This window comes from Klebsiella sp. CD33, assembly GCF_051992865.1.
In the GTDB taxonomy this organism is placed as follows: domain Bacteria; phylum Pseudomonadota; class Gammaproteobacteria; order Enterobacterales; family Enterobacteriaceae; genus Klebsiella; species Klebsiella pneumoniae.
Genome location: NZ_CP197023.1, coordinates 1,339,356 through 1,356,406 on the forward strand (window position 1 = coordinate 1,339,356; position 17,051 = coordinate 1,356,406).

16 protein-coding genes are annotated in these 17,051 nt (G+C 52.1%); 9 read left to right on the forward strand and 7 right to left on the reverse strand.

Features of this window, described 5'->3' with window-relative positions:
* Positions 1-10 precede the first annotated feature (10 nt).
* From ACR809_RS06700 to ACR809_RS06715, 4 genes are read left to right on the forward strand one after another with little or no spacing between them, the layout of a single operon-like run.
* On the forward strand, positions 11-2,632 hold the full coding sequence (locus ACR809_RS06700; protein WP_122051131.1) for a transglycosylase SLT domain-containing protein: 2,622 nt from the start codon (positions 11-13) through the stop codon (positions 2,630-2,632).
* A 1-nt stretch (position 2,633) separates the two neighbouring features.
* Complete coding sequence (locus ACR809_RS06705; protein ID WP_122051132.1) at positions 2,634-4,340, forward strand: hypothetical protein; 1,707 nt, start codon at positions 2,634-2,636, stop codon at positions 4,338-4,340.
* The gene (locus ACR809_RS06710; RefSeq protein ID WP_122051133.1) at positions 4,340-6,886 is read left to right on the forward strand and encodes a hypothetical protein; all 2,547 of its coding nucleotides are present in this window, start codon (positions 4,340-4,342) and stop codon (positions 6,884-6,886) included. Before ACR809_RS06705 ends, ACR809_RS06710 begins: the two co-directional genes overlap by 1 nt.
* Before the next feature lies 1 nt (position 6,887).
* Positions 6,888-7,259, forward strand: coding sequence for a hypothetical protein (locus ACR809_RS06715; RefSeq protein WP_122051134.1), 372 nt, complete (start codon positions 6,888-6,890; stop codon positions 7,257-7,259).
* A gap of 46 nt (positions 7,260-7,305) precedes the next feature.
* Here the strand turns inward: ACR809_RS06715 and ACR809_RS06720 are convergent, their stop codons facing one another.
* From ACR809_RS06720 to ACR809_RS06740, 5 genes are all read right to left on the reverse strand, one after another.
* The gene (locus ACR809_RS06720) at positions 7,306-7,683 is read right to left on the reverse strand and encodes a hypothetical protein (protein WP_048293155.1); all 378 of its coding nucleotides are present in this window, start codon (positions 7,681-7,683) and stop codon (positions 7,306-7,308) included.
* Entirely contained in the window at positions 7,680-7,892 is a 213-nt protein-coding gene (locus tag ACR809_RS06725; protein ID WP_025860592.1) for a hypothetical protein, read from the reverse strand. Before ACR809_RS06725 ends, ACR809_RS06720 begins: the two co-directional genes overlap by 4 nt.
* Positions 7,893-8,134: 242 nt before the next feature.
* Positions 8,135-8,833, reverse strand: coding sequence for a BRO-N domain-containing protein (locus ACR809_RS06730; protein ID WP_122051135.1), 699 nt, complete (start codon positions 8,831-8,833; stop codon positions 8,135-8,137).
* An 80-nt stretch (positions 8,834-8,913) separates the two neighbouring features.
* On the reverse strand, positions 8,914-9,084 hold the full coding sequence (locus ACR809_RS06735) for an ash family protein (RefSeq protein WP_371329752.1): 171 nt from the start codon (positions 9,082-9,084) through the stop codon (positions 8,914-8,916).
* Positions 9,085-9,149: 65 nt separating this feature from the next.
* The gene (locus tag ACR809_RS06740) at positions 9,150-9,446 is read right to left on the reverse strand and encodes a hypothetical protein (RefSeq protein WP_122051643.1); all 297 of its coding nucleotides are present in this window, start codon (positions 9,444-9,446) and stop codon (positions 9,150-9,152) included.
* A gap of 156 nt (positions 9,447-9,602) precedes the next feature.
* Here ACR809_RS06740 and ACR809_RS06745 point away from each other — a divergent pair, with 156 nt between their 5' ends.
* The 5 genes from ACR809_RS06745 to ACR809_RS06765 are packed head-to-tail and all read left to right on the forward strand — an operon-like array spanning position 9,603 to position 13,738.
* Positions 9,603-11,933, forward strand: a complete 2,331-nt coding sequence (locus tag ACR809_RS06745) for an SGNH/GDSL hydrolase family protein (protein WP_122051136.1) — start codon at positions 9,603-9,605, stop codon at positions 11,931-11,933.
* Positions 11,934-11,940: 7 nt separating this feature from the next.
* Positions 11,941-12,348 carry a putative holin gene (locus ACR809_RS06750; RefSeq protein WP_048336784.1) on the forward strand — a complete coding sequence of 136 codons (408 nt, stop codon included), beginning with the start codon at positions 11,941-11,943 and terminating at the stop codon, positions 12,346-12,348.
* Positions 12,335-12,640: a phage holin family protein gene (locus tag ACR809_RS06755; RefSeq protein ID WP_086642512.1), complete on the forward strand. Its 306-nt coding sequence runs from the start codon at positions 12,335-12,337 to the stop codon at positions 12,638-12,640. The genes ACR809_RS06750 and ACR809_RS06755 overlap by 14 nt, the downstream gene beginning before the upstream one ends.
* Positions 12,630-13,259, forward strand: a complete 630-nt coding sequence (locus tag ACR809_RS06760; protein WP_086642511.1) for a glycoside hydrolase family 19 protein — start codon at positions 12,630-12,632, stop codon at positions 13,257-13,259. The genes ACR809_RS06755 and ACR809_RS06760 overlap by 11 nt, the downstream gene beginning before the upstream one ends.
* Positions 13,256-13,738 carry a DUF2514 domain-containing protein gene (locus ACR809_RS06765; protein ID WP_086642510.1) on the forward strand — a complete coding sequence of 161 codons (483 nt, stop codon included), beginning with the start codon at positions 13,256-13,258 and terminating at the stop codon, positions 13,736-13,738. The genes ACR809_RS06760 and ACR809_RS06765 overlap by 4 nt, the downstream gene beginning before the upstream one ends.
* 219 nt (positions 13,739-13,957) lie before the next feature.
* On the opposite strand, the gene ACR809_RS06770 is transcribed toward ACR809_RS06765, so the two are convergent.
* Positions 13,958-15,826, reverse strand: coding sequence for a sulfatase-like hydrolase/transferase (locus ACR809_RS06770; RefSeq protein WP_009309501.1), 1,869 nt, complete (start codon positions 15,824-15,826; stop codon positions 13,958-13,960).
* Positions 15,810-16,988: an anaerobic sulfatase maturase gene (locus tag ACR809_RS06775; RefSeq protein ID WP_122051137.1), complete on the reverse strand. Its 1,179-nt coding sequence runs from the start codon at positions 16,986-16,988 to the stop codon at positions 15,810-15,812. The genes ACR809_RS06770 and ACR809_RS06775 overlap by 17 nt, the downstream gene beginning before the upstream one ends.
* Between the last annotated feature and the right edge of the window lie 63 nt (positions 16,989-17,051).

Sequence of the window (17,051 nt, forward strand, 5' to 3'; positions counted from 1 at the left end):
GGAGAAAAATATGCCAGTTGTACCAACAGTCGCCGGGCGTCAGGTTGAAAGCCGCGGCGTTTCCACTCAGGGATTTCAGGCATTCGATCAACCAAACGCAGGCGATGCGCTGCTGAGCGCAGGAAGCCAGGCGCTTGACGTATTCGGCCAGGCTAAACAGCGCGCAAACGTAGCTCTTACTCAGGAGGCTTCACTGCAACTGAATGCCGTTGGCAATAATTTGCTGAATAACCCTGACTCAGGCTTCATGAATCTCCAGGGTAAAAATGCAATCGGAAAAGGCCAAGAATACGTACAGCAGTTCGATTCACAGGTACAGAGTATTGCTGCAAACCTCCCTGATGAACAGGCGAGAAATGCATTTCTACAGCAGGCACAACAGCAGAGGATTCAGTTTGCAACGACCGCCGGGCGCCATGAGATTGGTCAGGTTCGTCAGTTTGAGGCAGGTATGCAGGAAGGCACGCTTCGCGCACTTTCTCAGCAGGCTCTTTCTCCTGGTATGTTCGCACCAGCACTGATGAACGCTCGTAATTCCATTATTGCCTACGGTAAAGCCCATGGGCAGAGCGATGAAGAAATCGAGTCGAATTTCGTTCAGTGGCGTGAGCAGGCTGCCAACCGCGCCAGCGAGGCGTGGTATACACCTACCTATCAGCAGATGATGGGACCAGAAGGCAAGATCGAAGTTACTGACACGTCGAGTGAATCGCAGCTTTTTTCCGCTATGATCTGGCAGGAGTCTGGCGGCAACCAGTACGGGAAAGACGGCGCTCCACTAGTATCGCCGAAAGGCGCGGTTGGCGTGGCTCAGGTCATGGAAGATACCGGCCCGGAAGCTGCTCGACTTGCTGGAGTGCCGTGGGACCGTGATAAGTGGCTGAATGATCCGCGCTATAACGCGAAGCTTGGGCAGGCGTACTTCAGAGCTCAGATGAAGAGGTACGACAACAACCCAGTTCTGGCGGTGGCGGCTTACAACGCCGGGCCAGGTTCAGTAGATAGCTGGATCAAGCAGTTTGGCGACCCACGCACTGGCGCTGTCAGTAATGAACAGTTCGCTGCGGCGATCCCTTACGATGAAACCCGCAATTATGTGGCTAAAGTAACCGGCAGCGCCCCGGCCATCCCCGGAGCGGCTACAATGGAAAATCTCATCAATCAGCCGTTTTGGGATGCAATGAGTCCACAGAACAAATCAGCGATGATGAGTAAGGTTGCTGGACTGTACGACATGCAGGCAGCGGCAGGTCGCGTATCATTGCAGAGTCGCATGCAGGATGACATGGCTAAGCTGGAGGCCGGGCAGTCGGTAAATCCGATCTCCGAGCGGGAATGGCTGGCGGTGATGCCTTTGCAGGCCAGCCCGGCGGAACGCATTCAGATGCGCGAGTCATTCCAGCAGTATCAGCAGGCGATGACGCTACAACCGATTTATCAAACCATCGTGCAGGGTTCAGCGCAGCAGGGTATTGCAGCGGTCCAGTCGATGGTGCCAAAGGAAGATGATCCGGATTTCAAATTTAAGCAGAGCCTTTATGCGACTGCGCAGGCCAAGCTGAATCAGGTGATGAAGGCGCGGGAGTCTGATCCTGGTACGTGGCTGCAAGCAAACTCTCAGGTGGTTAAGAACGCCTTTGAGCAGTACCAGAACAATCAGGCTTCAGGAGAATATCTGGTTTCCCGCCTACAAGCTGAAAAAGACCGCCTGGGTATCAACAGTAAGAAGGTCCTGCCTGACTCCATGGTCAATAGCCTGATTTCTAAGATCGACAACAATAAGGAATCAAGCGTTACCGCCATTCAGTCGGTGGCGCAGTCATTCGGGAAATACTCTGATCAGGTTATGCAGCAGGTGCAGAAAAGCGCGTACCCGGCGTTGCAGGTCATAATGGCGACCAATAACCCGCGAGCCGCAAACGCTCTCTGGCAAAACCGCAGTGTTAAAACCTCTGACCTCCGCGGAAGTTTTGAGAAGACCGATGCCGACAGTGCAGATTCATCTTGGAATGACCAGGCCAAAGACTTTGCCGGGACGATGGTTGTACAGCCTGGCGGGGCAGCCGTGTGGAACAATTTCAACGAGCAGGGTAAGCGCCTGACCTATATCTATATGCAACGTGGCATGTCGTCTGGCGATGCTGCGAAAAAGGCCTATCAGGATGTTCTCGGCGAACAGTATCAGACCAGCGGAACATGGCGTATTCCGAACACTGCTGGGCAAGATATACGCGACGTGAGAGACGGCGCCAATGTGTACCTGAAAAACCTGACGGCGGATCAAATCATGCCGCTTATCGGTGATTCCCGCCTGCCGGATGAGGTTAACCGCGAGCAGAGCATTTCCCGCATCCGTGATAATGCGCAGTGGGTTACCAACAGTGACGAGACAGGGCTGACTCTGATGATGAACGGCCTGCTGATCAACAATGCACAGGGGCAGCCGATAACAGTTCCGTTTGCTGATCTGGCGAAACTTGGCGCTGGCAACCGCACCACCTGGAACAGCCTGACCAAATTCGTGCAGACGCCGGTTAAGTACAGGCCTGGCCAGTCGAAGAATTACACGGCGGAAAGTCAGCGCGACAACCTGATCAACATTATCCAGAACGGCCAGCAGACGGGACGATAAGATGCCAATTTATACAGATGATCCTGGGCAGGGTATAAACCAGCCGTTGTCGAATGCCCCGGCAGGGCTGGGTGAATCTCTTCTTTCCTCACTAAAAGAGGGGTTCAACGAAGGGCCTATCGTATCAGGATATCGGTTTTCCCAGGCCGAGAGGCTGGCGAATGATCCCAATTCGACCATTGTCGCCAAATCGGATGCCGATGCTCGCCTGAAAGAGTACGGCGTGAAAAGCATTAACGTACCGGAAAGTGGTGTCACACAGTCGTATCTTGACCATGTGATCAGCGAGCGCCGGGAATCGCTGGCGAAACAGCAGATCGCCATGTCGGCCCCGTCCGGATGGGTAGCCACTCCGCTTAACTTTGCCGCAAATCTTGCCGGTTCCATGGCTGATCCCGGAAACGTGGCGCTGGCGCTGGTCCCGTTCGGTGGAGAAGCGAAGGCGGCAACCATGCTTGGGCGTTTCGGCGAGCGTCTGGCTACCGGCGCACGGCTTGGCGCTGGACAGGCCATTGCCACCGTGCCACTCACGGCACAGGCAGCAGCAGCAGAAGGCGATGACTTCACCTATGGCAATGCGCTGGAGAGCACCTTCTTTAATACCCTGGCTGGCGGGCTGATGCACGCAGGCGGCGGGCTGATCGCTGATGTGGTGCGTTCCCGCAGGGCGACCGCTGGTGAAAACCCTGCCACCTCGGCAGACGCTCAGCCCGTCATTGATGCTCAGCCAACGCCGGTGGTCACGCCTGACAACATCCCGGAAGGTGTCAATATTCCTGAGTCCGGCACTAACGCTGATCTGTCAGCGGCAATCGCGCGTGATGCAGAGGCCTATGCCTACAGCCGCGCCTATGATGATGTCGTGCCGGAATATCTGGCCCGTCAGCAGGAGGTACAGACCGGGCGCGTCGACAACGTGGCCGATCTGCGCACTGAGCTGGCGGCCAACAACCGGCAAAGTGAAGCGCTTGACGCTACGCTGGCCCAGCGTACAACAGAGTACCAGGCGCAACGTATGAACTTCAAAGCGGCGCGTGCTAGGGCACAGCGTGATATTCAGGGTGAGAAAGACACTATCGCCGCGCGTAATCAGGAAATTAACCAGACGCTTGAGCGCAACGCCGCCGCAGAACAGGCGCGCGGCAGAGAGGCGCAACTGTCACGAAAAGAGATCCCCGACGACCTGGCCCCATTAATCGACCAGCGCGCACAGCAGATCCGCGAAAGCATGCAGATGTCGCCGGTCGCCGGTGCCGTTCGTACAGCGTCGGCAGCAGTGCGGGAGGCCGACTGGAGCGTAAACCAGCAGGCTTACCGCGGCGCGCTGGCGCACATGATGGAAGGCCGCTCGCCTGACATTGAGCCATTCTATGACCTTCACAAACCAGCGCTACGCGAGCGTGCTATCCAGCGCATCCAGAACCCGGTGCGGCAAGCTGATGAAGGTTCACGCGCCGTCAGTGAAACCGCCGATCGTGTGTGGCAGGATACGCAGAAGGCTGACCATGAAATCACAGCGGCCACAGCCGATCTGGAAAATGAGTTCAATATCAGTGACGCGCTACTCAACGACATTGCCACTGACAATCCTGATCTGGCTGCGTCAATGCGTGAGAACATTGCTGCGATCCGTGCGGAGGCCAGTGACGACTCTATCGGCAAAGCATATCGCGCTTTCGCCGCCTGTATGATTAACCGGGGACTGTAATGGCTAACGAATTTCTGACGCAATGTGAAATGACCGTCAATACGGCGGCAGGGCGCAAGCTTTCTGAGGACGAAATGGAATCGCTGGTACGTGACATGAACGACACAACCAACCGGATCTTGGCTGGAAATGAAGCCCTGACGCTGGAAGAGGCTGCGATGCGCGCCGCGCAAGAGCTTGGCAACCGTGATCAACTGGCAAAAGTAATCGAGGCACGCAACAAAGCTATAAACACGCGCATTGCAGCGCAGCGCCTTGGCGAGCTTCGCAGGACTTGGAAAGACAGACCTGACATCGGGCTTGAAGCAATGCTGGTGGGACGTAATGACGCGCGTACCGGCTCACGCCGATCAGTATCGTCTGAGGTGGCCCAACTGCGCGGTAAATATCACGCCGGTATCAACTACGATTTCGACCAGGCCGGACTGGTTAAATTTATTGCCAGCGGCAGTAACGACCGGGAGATCGCTGACGCTATGTGGCGCATCGGTCGCGGACAGAAAACGGACGGAATGACGCCGCAATCAGTAAGCGCCGCTAAGATCATCATGAAGTGGCAGGAAACTGCGCGCGTGGATGAAAACCGTGCTGGTGCGTGGATTGGCAAGATGCCCGGCTATATCGTCCGGCAGTCTCATGACATCCTGAAAATCCGTGCCGCCGGGTATGAGTCCTGGCGCAATGCCATTCTACCGCGGTTGGATGATGCTACCTTTGACGGGATCACAGACCGAGAAGAGTTCCTGCGTGGTGTCTACGACGGCCTTGCCTCCGGTGTTCACCTGACATCTGAAAAGCCTGACTGGATGAATGGCTTCAAGGGATCTGCGAATGCGGCGAAACGAGCCAGCCAGGAGCGCGTGCTACACTTCAAAGACGGTGTGAACTGGCACGAATACAATGAGCAATTCGGGACCGGCAGCCTGAGAGAAGCTATATTCGGTGGACTGAACAGTGCAGCTCGCACGACGGGCATGATGCGCGTGCTGGGCACCAACCCGCAGAACATGTTCAAGTACCTGACTGACACCATCGCAAAAGACGTGAGCAAGCAGAGCAACCCGGCGGCGCTGGCAGACTTCATGACCAAAGTGCGTCGGCTGAATCGGACGGTGATGCCCCAGGTAGATGGGTCGCTGAATATCCCCGGCAGTGTCGGCTGGGCCAATGCCTCCGCTAATGTGCGCGGCTGGCTGCGCATGAGCCAGCTCGGCGGCGCAGTTATTTCGTCTTTTAACGACGTACCGATCTCGGCGACAGAAATGCGTTATCAGGGCCAGAACTTTATGCAGGCGCTGACCGGCGCAATGAAGGGCCGCTTTTCCCGTTATACCAGTGATGAGCAGAAGGAGATCCTGTCATCCATCGGCGTTTACTCCGATACGATGACGCAGGAAATCATCCGCCGCATGTCCGGCGATGATAGCATGAGCGGAAAGATGGGCCGCGCGCAGCAGTTGTTCTTCAAATACAACCTCATGAACTTCTGGACAGAATCCGGACGTAACAGCAACGCCATGATGATAACCAACTGGCTGGCGAAAAACGCTGATCAGCAGTTCTCTGCACTGCCTGAGGATCTTCGCCGCGTGCTGGACCTGCACGGTATCGGTGATGCTGAGTGGAACATCTACCGCAGCATGGACATGGCAGACAGCGAGGGTCGCAAATTTATGACGACCAGTGGCATCCGTGCAGTTCCAGATGAGGTGATCGGTGACTATGTAGAGTCTAAAGGCCTGAAGGTCACCGAGCGCTCTATTGCGGACGCCAGAGAGACTCTGGAGAGCCAGCTGCGCGGGTACATTCTTGACCGACTGAACATCGCCATGTCAGAGCCTGGCGACCGCACGCAGGCGTTTATGAAGATGGGTACGGTGCCTGGTACGGTAGCAGGGGAGGCAGTACGTTTCGCTGGGCAGTACAAATCTTTCACTGCCAGCTTTATGCAGAACGTGCTGGGGCGTGAGGTGTTCGGTAGAGGTTATACTCCAGCTGGCCTTGGTGAATCGAAAACCGGATCGCTGACAAATGCGCTGCTACGTAACGGGAAAGGTGCCTTCCTGGGGGCTGCAAATCTGTTCGTATGGGCAACCATGTTTGGATATATCTCTATGCAGTCTAAGCTATTACTTAAGGGGCAGACACCGAGACCTGCAGATGCCAAGACATTCCTCGCAGCAGCATCTCAGGGAGGCGGCTTGGGAATCTTGGGCGACTTCATGTTTGGCGAAGTCAACCGCATGGGAGCTGGTCCTGTGACATCATTGATGGGGCCAGCGGCATCTAACGCTGACAGCATAATCACGCTGCTCCAGCAGACAACGCGCGGAGACGCTGATTTAGGGGACTGGTATCGCACAGCGCTGGATAATACCCCATTTCTTAATGTCTTCTGGCTGAGAACGGCAATGAATGGTTTAATACTGAACCGTATACAAGACGCCCTTGACCCAGGATCACTGGAGCGCTATCAGCGCCGTGTTGAACGAGAGCAGGGTAACGACTTTCTGATCCCACCATCGCAGTTCATGCTAGGGAAGTAATATGAACAGAATTTTATTAATGATTGTTCTTATGTTTTTAGTTGGAAAAGTTTCTGCTGATACTACATCACCTTTAATGATTCAGCCTAAAAATGGAGAAACATTGGAGGATTCTAAAAAACATACGATGGAATACTTTGGCTGCATAAAAGGACAGGCCGTAAAGTATGCAAAGACAGGCGAAAGTGTTGATTCCATATCAAAAGCTTCGGTTGTATCATGCGAGTCTTACATACCAATTATCGCTGAGTCGAATATATATTATTTAAATTCATCTCAAGAGGGTAAGCGACAATTTACGGAAAGACTAAAATCAGATGGCGAGAGATTAGCAACAAAATTTGCAATGGATGAGAAGCTAAAAAAGAATTAATGTGACATGTCACAACGCCACCCATTAAGAAGCCCGCAAGGCGGGCTTAATTAATTTCTAGGATAATAGGATCCTTGGATTTGAAATCAGCTTTCCTCATTACGGTTACAACTGATTGCACTATCCATTTTTTCCCATATCTAAGGTCATGAACAACCGAGCAAGGAAAATGCAGTTTTGTCTTATTGCATTTAATTGTGAAAGTTGTTCCTTCCGGGTAGCCAAGTAACGTAGTGAGATGAATTTTTATGAATTCCTTGAAGACATCCTCAAGCTCATTAAGAGATATTGCGGGATTGTTTCGAGGATCATTAAGCCTTTCGTATGCTGCATGAAAGGTAAATTTAACCTCTGCACAATCTTCCTCAAGGATGTCATTTATCTCAGCTTCCAGATCAAGAATCGCCCGCTTTGTTATAGTCATAAGTACTGCTCAGCAAGATCTTTGAGTTTTGAGTTGAGCTCTTCATCTGTTTCTGCATGCACAGTAGCTACATGATGACTTTCACGCAAGGTCCCTACACGCACATCGAACTCAACATTGTCAAAGCTATCAACGAAAACAGCCTTTCCACTGTCTGGGTTGTAGAACGATGCGTAGTTCTGGTCGAGTTGCATGTCAAAGTTAAACATAAGATCCTCCCGTGCGGGATGAGACGTGCGCTGTCTCTTCATAATGTGGGGTTTCGTTTCCTGTCTATGCCAGGTCGCGACCTGCACACCAAGTATTCAACATTTGGTTGAGTACCGTTGAGGTAAATATACCCACAGGTATTGTTGGTTGCAAGATGAGCAGAGCAATAAAAACGCGATATCAATAGATATGAATAGGTTACGCATCATGCTTTTTAAGGCGCTTCCCTGCGCCTGCAGCCTCAGTAACCCTTGGCCTTAGCCATCACGTACTGAGCATGCGTCTCTATGTCGCGCAGTACGGTGCCGATACCAACAATGTAGCTGAGCATGGCCGTGACCTCTGCGGCGGCGCCGGATACATCATGCCCGTCAGCATCGAGTTCGCGGAGCAGTTTCATCACCATTGAGCTTTTCGCCAGTTCACGCAGGCCATCAGGTGAATGGATGTGATCCTGATAGCGTCGGTTAAGAGGGAAGGTGTAATGCTTCTGCTCGACCTGCAATGCATCCATGATCGCCGGCAACATGCTGCTTGTCATCTCCTTCGCCAGCATGCGGGCTTTATCAGCCTGGGAGAGTTCTTCCCGAACGTAGCGGCCAGTCTTGCGGATCTGCGGCAGCACCTCGCTGGTTACCCATTTGCGGAAGCGGTAGGGGATGGTGCCCGGCGTCACCGCATCGCGGCAGCGGAGGATAAGAGTGTAGAGGCCAGACTCGGAGATGATCAGTGTATTAGGGTTACCGCGTTTTCCGTCGGTTAAAGCGACGGTATTCTTTTCATCATCGTCGAGTTTAAGAAGGGCGTCTCGGTTATTGGCTATGCCAAGTGCGTGGCATACATCGAGCGCAATAAACCATGGCGCGCCATCAATAATAATGGCGCGGATATCAGCTTGCGATTCAAAAGAGAAAACGGAGGTACTTTTTGTGCATGTCATAGCGATCACCTTTGTAGTTTGGTAATCACCACTGCGACGCCAATCGCTGGTGGTGAACTGTGCAGGGTTGGCGTAACCGGCTACAAAGGACCCGGCGCGGATTTCTCCGCCCCCACACAGCCCACCATAATCTGGGTATAACTGTGCTTTACGCATAAAAAAACCGCTTGCGCGGTGTATGCGCCTTTGTAGTAATCCGGGACGCCAATCCCGGCACCGGATTTTGCCGATGCCCGATCACTATGGCACAAGGAAAATGGGTTGTAAATTTACCATTTTGGTAATAATAAACCCATCGTTATTTTGATTTCAATCACTATCTGAGTTGCTGCCTGATCTGCATTGCGCAGAAATCCAGGTGTGTTTGCAGCTCCCGCATAGACAACTGCGAGCTTGTCACATAATTAACCAGTGCCACCAGTTCCGCCGCCGCACCGCTGACATCGTGGCCGTCTCGCTCCATTTCCCTGAGCAACTCCATCAGCTGTGATTTTACAACCAGGGATCTGACCCCTTCCGGGGTGTGAATACGATCCGCAAAACCTTCTTCGACAGGATACTGGTACCGCTCTGGCATTAGGAATACTCCCATAAACACTGTATATATATACATATAGCAAAACAAAAATGTAAATTCTAGGGGCATGTTGTTTACCCTTTAGGTAATAATGCCATTCATGAGCGTATGTATCATTCATATACGGTTTAATTGGTAATAGAATGATCTCCAGTGTGGCGCGCCGGGCGCTGCGACATCCGGAGATTTCATATGACGGTCTCAACCGAAGTCGACCATAACGACTACACAGGGAACGGCGTTACCACATCTTTCCCGTACACGTTCCGCATCTTCAAGAAGTCAGATCTCACTGTCCAGGTTGCCGACCTCAACGAAAATATTACGGTGCTGGCTCTGGATACCGATTACTCCGTTACCGGGGCGGGTACCTATTCTGGCGGGAATGTCGTGCTGATGTCACCGCTGGCCAACGGATGGCAAATCTCTATCTCGCGTGATCTTCCCGTTACTCAGGAGACTGACCTCCGTAACCAGGGGAAGTTCTTCGCAGAGGTGCATGAGGATGCGTTCGACAAGCTGACCATGCTTATCCAGCAGTGCTTCAGCTTTCTACGCCTGGCGCTGCGTAAGCCGTCGTTTATCGCTAACTATTACGATGCACTCAACAATCGTATTCGTAACCTGCGTGACCCATCTCAGGATCAGGATGCTGCAACAAAAAAATATACAGATACTCTAAACGCAGCTGCGATAGGCCATTCAGATGATTTGTTTAAAAGAACAATGAGAGTGCCTGAAAGCGCAATATCAATACTTCCTGCTAAGGATTTTCGAAAAAACAAAATAGTTGCCATGGATAATAATGGCGATCCACTTATGGTTTTGCCTGAAAGTGGCAGTGCTGCGGATGTGCTTATTGAATTGGCTAAACCAACTGGTTCTATTTATATCGGTCATCATGAGGGTAATACAGTGTCAGAATATTTAGACTTAACGAAAGCATTGCCTCATGTAGCTCCATTGTGGCAGAAGGTGCGAAGCGCGCAGGCAGATGCTTATATTATTATTCTTGGTGATTCGACGGGGAACTCAGATTTCGAGTGGGTTTATAAATGGTCAACATGGGTTGCATCTAAATATCCCACTCATAGTGTACGCTATCGCTTATTTGTTGATGGCTCTGGATGGGATCCCGAAATCGTAATGAGTACAGGTACAACAGGCAGATCAATTTATATTGATAACGTGTCTGTTCCTGGTTCTACAGAGCGTTATTACCAGGGAGCGATGCGCTCGCAAATCTATAACTCCGGTCGAACTTATGACCTGGTCATTTTAAACTATGGTCACAATGAAGGGACAACCGTTCCTGAGTTGACAATTCAGGCAGGATTTACAGAGGGTGTTCTTGCTGTGAAGCAAGATAATCCAGGTGCTCCTGTTATTGTTACGGCACAGAACCCGCGGCGTGATTTTCCAGACCATTCAGCGCGAGCTGTTAGCGCCTGGGCTAAGGTCGCCGCGGTGCAGGGACTTGGTATCATTGATGTCTATTCAAAGTTCATTGAGTTGGGTGTCCCAGAAAGCCTGTATACCGACTTTATCCATCCTAATGCAGCTGGCATGGACGTGTGGGCAGGGGTGGCAATAGAGGCGCTGAACGACAATCCTGCATTCCAGTTTGATAAAGTTATTGAGACGTATACAGGACCGTTGCGCCCGAACCTTGCGCCAAACCCGGCATTTAACTCCTGGCTTTCGTCTTTACCAGTCTCATGGGCAGTGAACTCAGTAGCTGTTTCTCGAGATCTCTCCCGACGAGATTCTTTTGCGTTCAGTGTAAAAGCTGAAGTTTTGAACACATCTTCTCCTCTTTTTTATTGTGATCTCAGTGATTATCTTTTTGCCTTTAAAGGGCAATGGGTGACCTTTGCTGCTCGTATCTGGAAAAATTCTGGTCTTTCTACAAACGCAGGTCGTCTTCAGATATCTGGAACAGGGATGACTGCTGTTACATCGAGGACTAAAGCCAATGAGGCAGAAAACGGCTGGATGTGGGTTGTCTGCCACGCATTATTACCTAAAACCATTACCACCCTGCAGATTCGTCTTATCCCAGGCAGCACTGTAGGCGAGTATGTTCACATCGACAGGTGCTGGTTTGGGGTTGGTCTTATGCCTTCTGATATCGATTTTATAAATCAGTCACAGGTGCAACTTGATGATTATTACAGCCCGCTAAACGTCGGTATTCCATCTGGCTACGATGGAACATTAACTGTTGACGGAAGACATATCACTGTTACTCCAGCAACTACAAAAGCGCGTGTGTATATAAACATAGAATATTTGACTGTTGGTAATAATTACAAGGTTACATGGGTTAGAAATAACTCATCAACAGGCGATGTTTATATCAGAGGTGCTGCATCTGGCTTAGGCGACATTATTACGCAGGGAGAACTTGAGACTGCTACCAGCCTCACTTTTACTGCTACCAATAAAACAAACTCAGTACTTATTGAAACCGATGGGTTAACACCTATCGATGTAAATATTTCAAGCATAGTTAAAGTGTGAGGCATATATGTCAGCATCTTCTTTAACTGGCGACTCTCTGACACAGATGCTGAGTTTCAGTTCTATGGCAGCTGTTGTCGCCGGAGTTCCGCCAGAAGTGGCTCTTGGCTCGCTCGCTGGGGCGGTAATTTTCGTTACCTCCGCAGTTGAGTACCCTGTCAGGCGCCGAGTTCTGCTATCGATTCTGAGTTTTCTCTGCGGACTTCTCTTCTACAAACCCACAGCATCAATTCTGATCGGCGTTGCGAGCATGATCCCCACCATCACACAGGACTCGTTCGAGCGGGGCATTGTGTACTCTGCCGGCGCGTTCGTTGCGGCAATTGTCGCGGTGCGGGTCGGGATATGGCTGTATCACCGCTCTGATAATCCGCGCGATTTAATCCCGGGAGGAAAAGACGATGACAGGTCATGATCTGCTGCTTATCGCTGATTCCATCAGCGGCGCCGGGATAGCGCTACGGGTGATGTTCTTCCAGCGCAACGGATCGCGCCACCGCCGCTGGGGCGGGTGGATAGCCTATTTCCTCATCGTGGCGGCGGCCAGTATCCCGCTGCGCACCGCGTACTCATACCTGTACCACTTCCCTATGACCGCAGATCTTTCTGAGGTCGTTATCAATGCTGTGATGTTCGCCGCGGTGCTGAAGACGCGCGGCAACGTCGTGCAAATCTTCAAGATATCGAGGTCGCAACATGGACATTAACGAGTTTCAGAAAGCTGCCGGCGTTAGCCTGGCGCTGGCCACACGCTGGCATCCGCACGTTGTGGCGGCCATGAAAGAGTTTGGCATCATCAAGCCGTTGGATCAGGCGATGTTTATTGCCCAGGCCGGGCATGAAAGCACTGGCTTTACCCAGCTCGTTGAGAGCTTCAATTACAGCGTGGCGGGGCTGGCTGGTTTCGTCCGCGCCGGGAGGCTGACGCAGGGCCAGGCTAATTCCCTCGGGCGCCGACAGGGCGAACCTTCGCTTCCACTGGAGAGGCAGCGGGCCATTGCCAATCTGGTGTACAGCAAACGTATGGGGAATAACGGGCCGACCGACGGCTGGTTTTACCGCGGGCGCGGCCTCATCCAGACCACTGGACTGAACAACTACCGCGATTGCGGGGCTGCCCTGAAGGTGGATCTGGTTAAGCAGCCGGAGCTGCTGGCGCAGGACGAGTATGCAGCGCGGAGCGCGGCCTGGTACTTCGTTAAATATGGATGCCTGAAGTACACCGACGACCTGATGCGCGTCACGCAGATCATCAACGGCGGCCAGAATGGCATCGACGATCGCCGTGTACGTTACCTGTCGGCCAAGAAGGTGCTGGCATCATGATCACGGCATTCGTGAAAGCATACTGGAAACAGTTGCTTATCGTGTCGATGCTTGCTGCTCTGGTGGCCGGCGGCGTTGTAGTCTGGAATATTCACGGTGACAGACAGTACGACGCCGGGTATGCGCAGGCGAAGGCTGACCGCAAAGCAGAAGATGAGAAAGCCCGTCAACATGACGAACAGGAGAAAGCAACCAATGAACGAGAAGCGCAGCAGAGGATCGACCAGGCGCGCAATGATGCTCTTGATGCTGCCGCTCGCGCTGGCCGGCTGCAGCAGCAGCTCGTTGCCATCCGTGAGCAGCTCAGGCAGTATAACGCCACTGTCGGCGCTGGGTCGTCAGCCGCAGACACCGGAGTTTTGCTTGCCGACGTGCTCGAAAAATCTCTCGAACGAAACCGGCAACTGGCAGAATACGCTGACCGGGCAGCTGAAGCCGGAAGGGTCTGCGAAAGACAGTACGATGAACTAACCAGGTAGCATGGTATTTTTCATGGTACTGTTTCCCGGTGACGGTATATAAAACGGTACGCAGAATTTATCGTTTCATAAACTTGTTTTCAGTCAATTGGTTACGAGTGCTGTAAATAATTGAGTGGGAATAATCCCCGGCGTTAGCTGAGTAAAACGAAACCCTCTGTGTTTACAGAGGGTTTTTTTATAGCTGCTACATTAAGGTCTCCCACCTGACGGCAAGCGCTAATCGCGCATATATTGATGCATCTGGGCCGCCGTCAGATCCCACTGGCTTCCTTCAAACGGGGGCATATAGCTGCCATCATCTTCGCCAATCTCAGCGGCAGTGAGCTGATTGAGTTTATCGTTCATTGTCATTAACAGATCCCGGTATTTCTCTGGCTCCCGGGCGAGGTTATGATTTTCTTCGGGGTCGTTAACCAGATCGAAAAGTTCAACATCATTATTCTCCAGCAGTTCGGCCAGGGTAGCAGGAATATGATGCTGCTTGAGCGAAAAGTAGCGGGCAAATTTATAGTGTCCATCGTTGATCATACGGATCCCTGAGCGATGGGAAAAATCAGGATGGAGTGACGCGATCGCTTTTTTAAATTGATCGTGCGGGAGTTTTTCTCCAGCCAGCTTTCTGAATTTTGCCGTGTATTGTGCATCCATATACAGGATCATGCCGTAACAATAAAGCGAACCCGGACGCAGCGCATTTAAGCCCGCTTGCTCAGGATGCGCCAGTAATGGGCTCATATCCCGGCCTTTTCTGCCCTCCAGGACTTTCTCTCGCAGCGACCGATCGCGTCCAGTCAGACCAATCAGGGTCGGTACTAAATCCAGATGATTGGTCAAACTGTTGCAGCGGATATTTCCCGGATACGCCGGATGGCGAATGATCATCGGCACATGGATCTGCTCTTTATACACCGAGGAACCTTTACCATGCATCTGGTGGGAGCCACCGAGTTCCCCATGGTCGGCGGTAAAGACGATAATCGTATTTTGCGTCAGTTGAAGATTATCAAGTTCATTGAGAATCGCCTCAAGATGCTGGTCATTATCGCGAATACAGTTGAAATAATAATCCAGTAATTTGCGCCAGCGCCGGTCTTCATCGGGGAACTGTCCCTCCATCACCGCCCTGGCATTCTGGTACTCTTTATGGGCGGCAGGTCTGCCAGGCTCATCGAGCGGCTGGTGGCGGTTTGCAGGCAGCGGATAGTCTGGCCAGCTTTGCTGATAGATTTGGTTGTGCGGGGGTTGGGTTGGCAGCAGGGTGTGGTTTTCTTTATCCATTGGCCCTTTCCACTGCACCTGCTCACCATGCTCATCGGTGTCGATAAACATGACATCGTGGGGGTTAACCAGGTTTACTGCCGCGAACCAGGGTTTATTTTCATCATTCAGCGGGCGGCCGGTGTTACGTAGCCAACTAATGGTCTGCCCCGTGGTGACTGAATCAAAGAAATAGCCGCCCTTACTTTTCCCGATGACATCGCCAATGCCGTGATAATCAGAGAAACCATACTTTTCCATAATTTCATGCAGTCGCGGCGTCGGGATCTCGCCCAGGTCCATTTCTTCTACCGATTTACCAGCGACCGGCTGATCGATCTCCCGGGTAAGATGCCATTTACCTTTATACGCCGTGTAATAACCCAGTTCACGCATCATATGGCCCACGGTACGTAATTCCGGGTCCAGATCGTAATTCATCCAGGGGAAGCCAAGATTATCAAACATCCGGGTGTGCGGCATATGGAGCCCGGTGTACATGACAGAGCGCGATGGCGTACAAACGTTGGCCGTGTTCTGATGATTGGTAAAAGTGATACCCGTTTTCATCAGGCGTTCCCGGCCCGGCACCGGAAAGGGATACCGCTCGAAATAACGTTCCTGATCGCAGGTTATTAGTAAAATATTGTAGCCTTCGGGCAGTGTGTCAGGGATTTCGCCGGTGAAAGGAATATCCCATGCCGCTTTCGGGGCGGCATTATTTTGCGCGGCGTTTCCCGTCTCTGGTAACAGGCTCACGACAGCGGCAATCCCCAGACCTTTGAGGAGATCGCGGCGATTTCCATCTATTTTATTTGGTTCTTTCATCTTCTGACTCCGTTAATTGTAATATATTTTGCCGAATCTCCGGGATAAGACTCATAATGAGCGCGGGCGGCTGGCAATTAAATAAAAGCCTTCGCATGACGTTCATATAGGGCGTGATATGGCCGAAAAAGGTTAAATAGCCGCTGCACAGGTAATTCTGTGCTTCGTCGTCATGGATGGTAAAACGGTGTTTAGGGCATCCTCCATGGCAGGCAAAGCGCCAGTGGCAGCCCTGACAGCGGGCAGAGAGTTGGCCCTTTTGCTTCCCGAACTGTTGCTGAAATGGCGAGCTCGCCATCGCTGCCATAGCATCTTGCTTCAGATTACCCAGCTTATATTCCGCTGAGACAAAGTGATCGCAGCTGTAGACATCGCCATTTTGCTCCACCAGTAAACTCTGCCCACAGACAGGCTGCATGGTGCAGAGCGTGGCGGGCTGGCCGGCCCATACGCCGAGCAGATTATCAAAGTACTGGATAAACACCCTGCCAACATCGTTTTCCAGCCAGTCGTCGAAAACACTGCACAAAAATTTGCCCCAGCCCTCAGGGGTAACTAACCAGGGAGCAGGGGAGTCAACGAGAGGAATAAACTGGAGATGGTGAAGGTTTAGCTCGCGGCTCAGGCAGCGATAGAGACTTTTCCCCTGGCTTGCAGACTGGCGGCTGACCACCACCATGGCATTCACCGGAACGTCATGCTGCTGCAGGCAGCGTATGGCCTGCACAACTTTTTCCCAGGTGGGTTTTCCGCAGCCCGTCGTACGCCAGGTGTCGTGGAGTGACGCAGGGCCATCAATGGATAATCCGACCAGAAATCCATGACGACGCAAAAAACGAGCCCATTTATCGTTCAGCAAGATGCCGTTGGTTTGCAGGCTGTTGGCGATGATTTTGTTACCACGGTAACGCTGCTGGAGCTCGACCACCTTTGCAAAAAAATCCAGCCCGCATAAGGTAGGCTCACCGCCCTGCCAGCAAAACTCGACGTTTTGCGAGGGGGTCGATGAAATGGTGTTGTGAATGTATGCTTCCAGCGTGAGGTCGTCCATGGTGGCATACCCTGGACGCGGAACCTCGTTTTCCAGATAGAAACAATACCGACAGGCCAGATTGCATCGATTGCCGCCGGGTTTTGCTACGGTATTAAAATTAGCGCTCATTCTTTGCTATGCTCGAACGGTTTCGATGAGGAAGAGAGTAAGGCTAATTGTGTTACCGGAGGT

Coding starts and splice junctions, on each gene's coding strand:
- ACR809_RS06715 (WP_122051134.1), top strand. CDS start 6,888: ATGAACAGAATTTTATTAATGATTGTTCTTATGTTTTTAGTTGGAAAA.
- ACR809_RS06700 (WP_122051131.1), top strand. CDS start 11: ATGCCAGTTGTACCAACAGTCGCCGGGCGTCAGGTTGAAAGCCGCGGC.
- ACR809_RS06740 (WP_122051643.1), bottom strand. CDS start 9,446: ATGTATATATATACAGTGTTTATGGGAGTATTCCTAATGCCAGAGCGG.
- ACR809_RS06730 (WP_122051135.1), bottom strand. CDS start 8,833: ATGACATGCACAAAAAGTACCTCCGTTTTCTCTTTTGAATCGCAAGCT.
- ACR809_RS06770 (WP_009309501.1), bottom strand. CDS start 15,826: ATGAAAGAACCAAATAAAATAGATGGAAATCGCCGCGATCTCCTCAAA.
- ACR809_RS06750 (WP_048336784.1), top strand. CDS start 11,941: ATGTCAGCATCTTCTTTAACTGGCGACTCTCTGACACAGATGCTGAGT.
- ACR809_RS06765 (WP_086642510.1), top strand. CDS start 13,256: ATGATCACGGCATTCGTGAAAGCATACTGGAAACAGTTGCTTATCGTG.
- ACR809_RS06725 (WP_025860592.1), bottom strand. CDS start 7,892: ATGTTTAACTTTGACATGCAACTCGACCAGAACTACGCATCGTTCTAC.
- ACR809_RS06755 (WP_086642512.1), top strand. CDS start 12,335: ATGACAGGTCATGATCTGCTGCTTATCGCTGATTCCATCAGCGGCGCC.
- ACR809_RS06720 (WP_048293155.1), bottom strand. CDS start 7,683: ATGACTATAACAAAGCGGGCGATTCTTGATCTGGAAGCTGAGATAAAT.
- ACR809_RS06745 (WP_122051136.1), top strand. CDS start 9,603: ATGACGGTCTCAACCGAAGTCGACCATAACGACTACACAGGGAACGGC.
- ACR809_RS06710 (WP_122051133.1), top strand. CDS start 4,340: ATGGCTAACGAATTTCTGACGCAATGTGAAATGACCGTCAATACGGCG.
- ACR809_RS06705 (WP_122051132.1), top strand. CDS start 2,634: ATGCCAATTTATACAGATGATCCTGGGCAGGGTATAAACCAGCCGTTG.
- ACR809_RS06775 (WP_122051137.1), bottom strand. CDS start 16,988: ATGAGCGCTAATTTTAATACCGTAGCAAAACCCGGCGGCAATCGATGC.
- ACR809_RS06760 (WP_086642511.1), top strand. CDS start 12,630: ATGGACATTAACGAGTTTCAGAAAGCTGCCGGCGTTAGCCTGGCGCTG.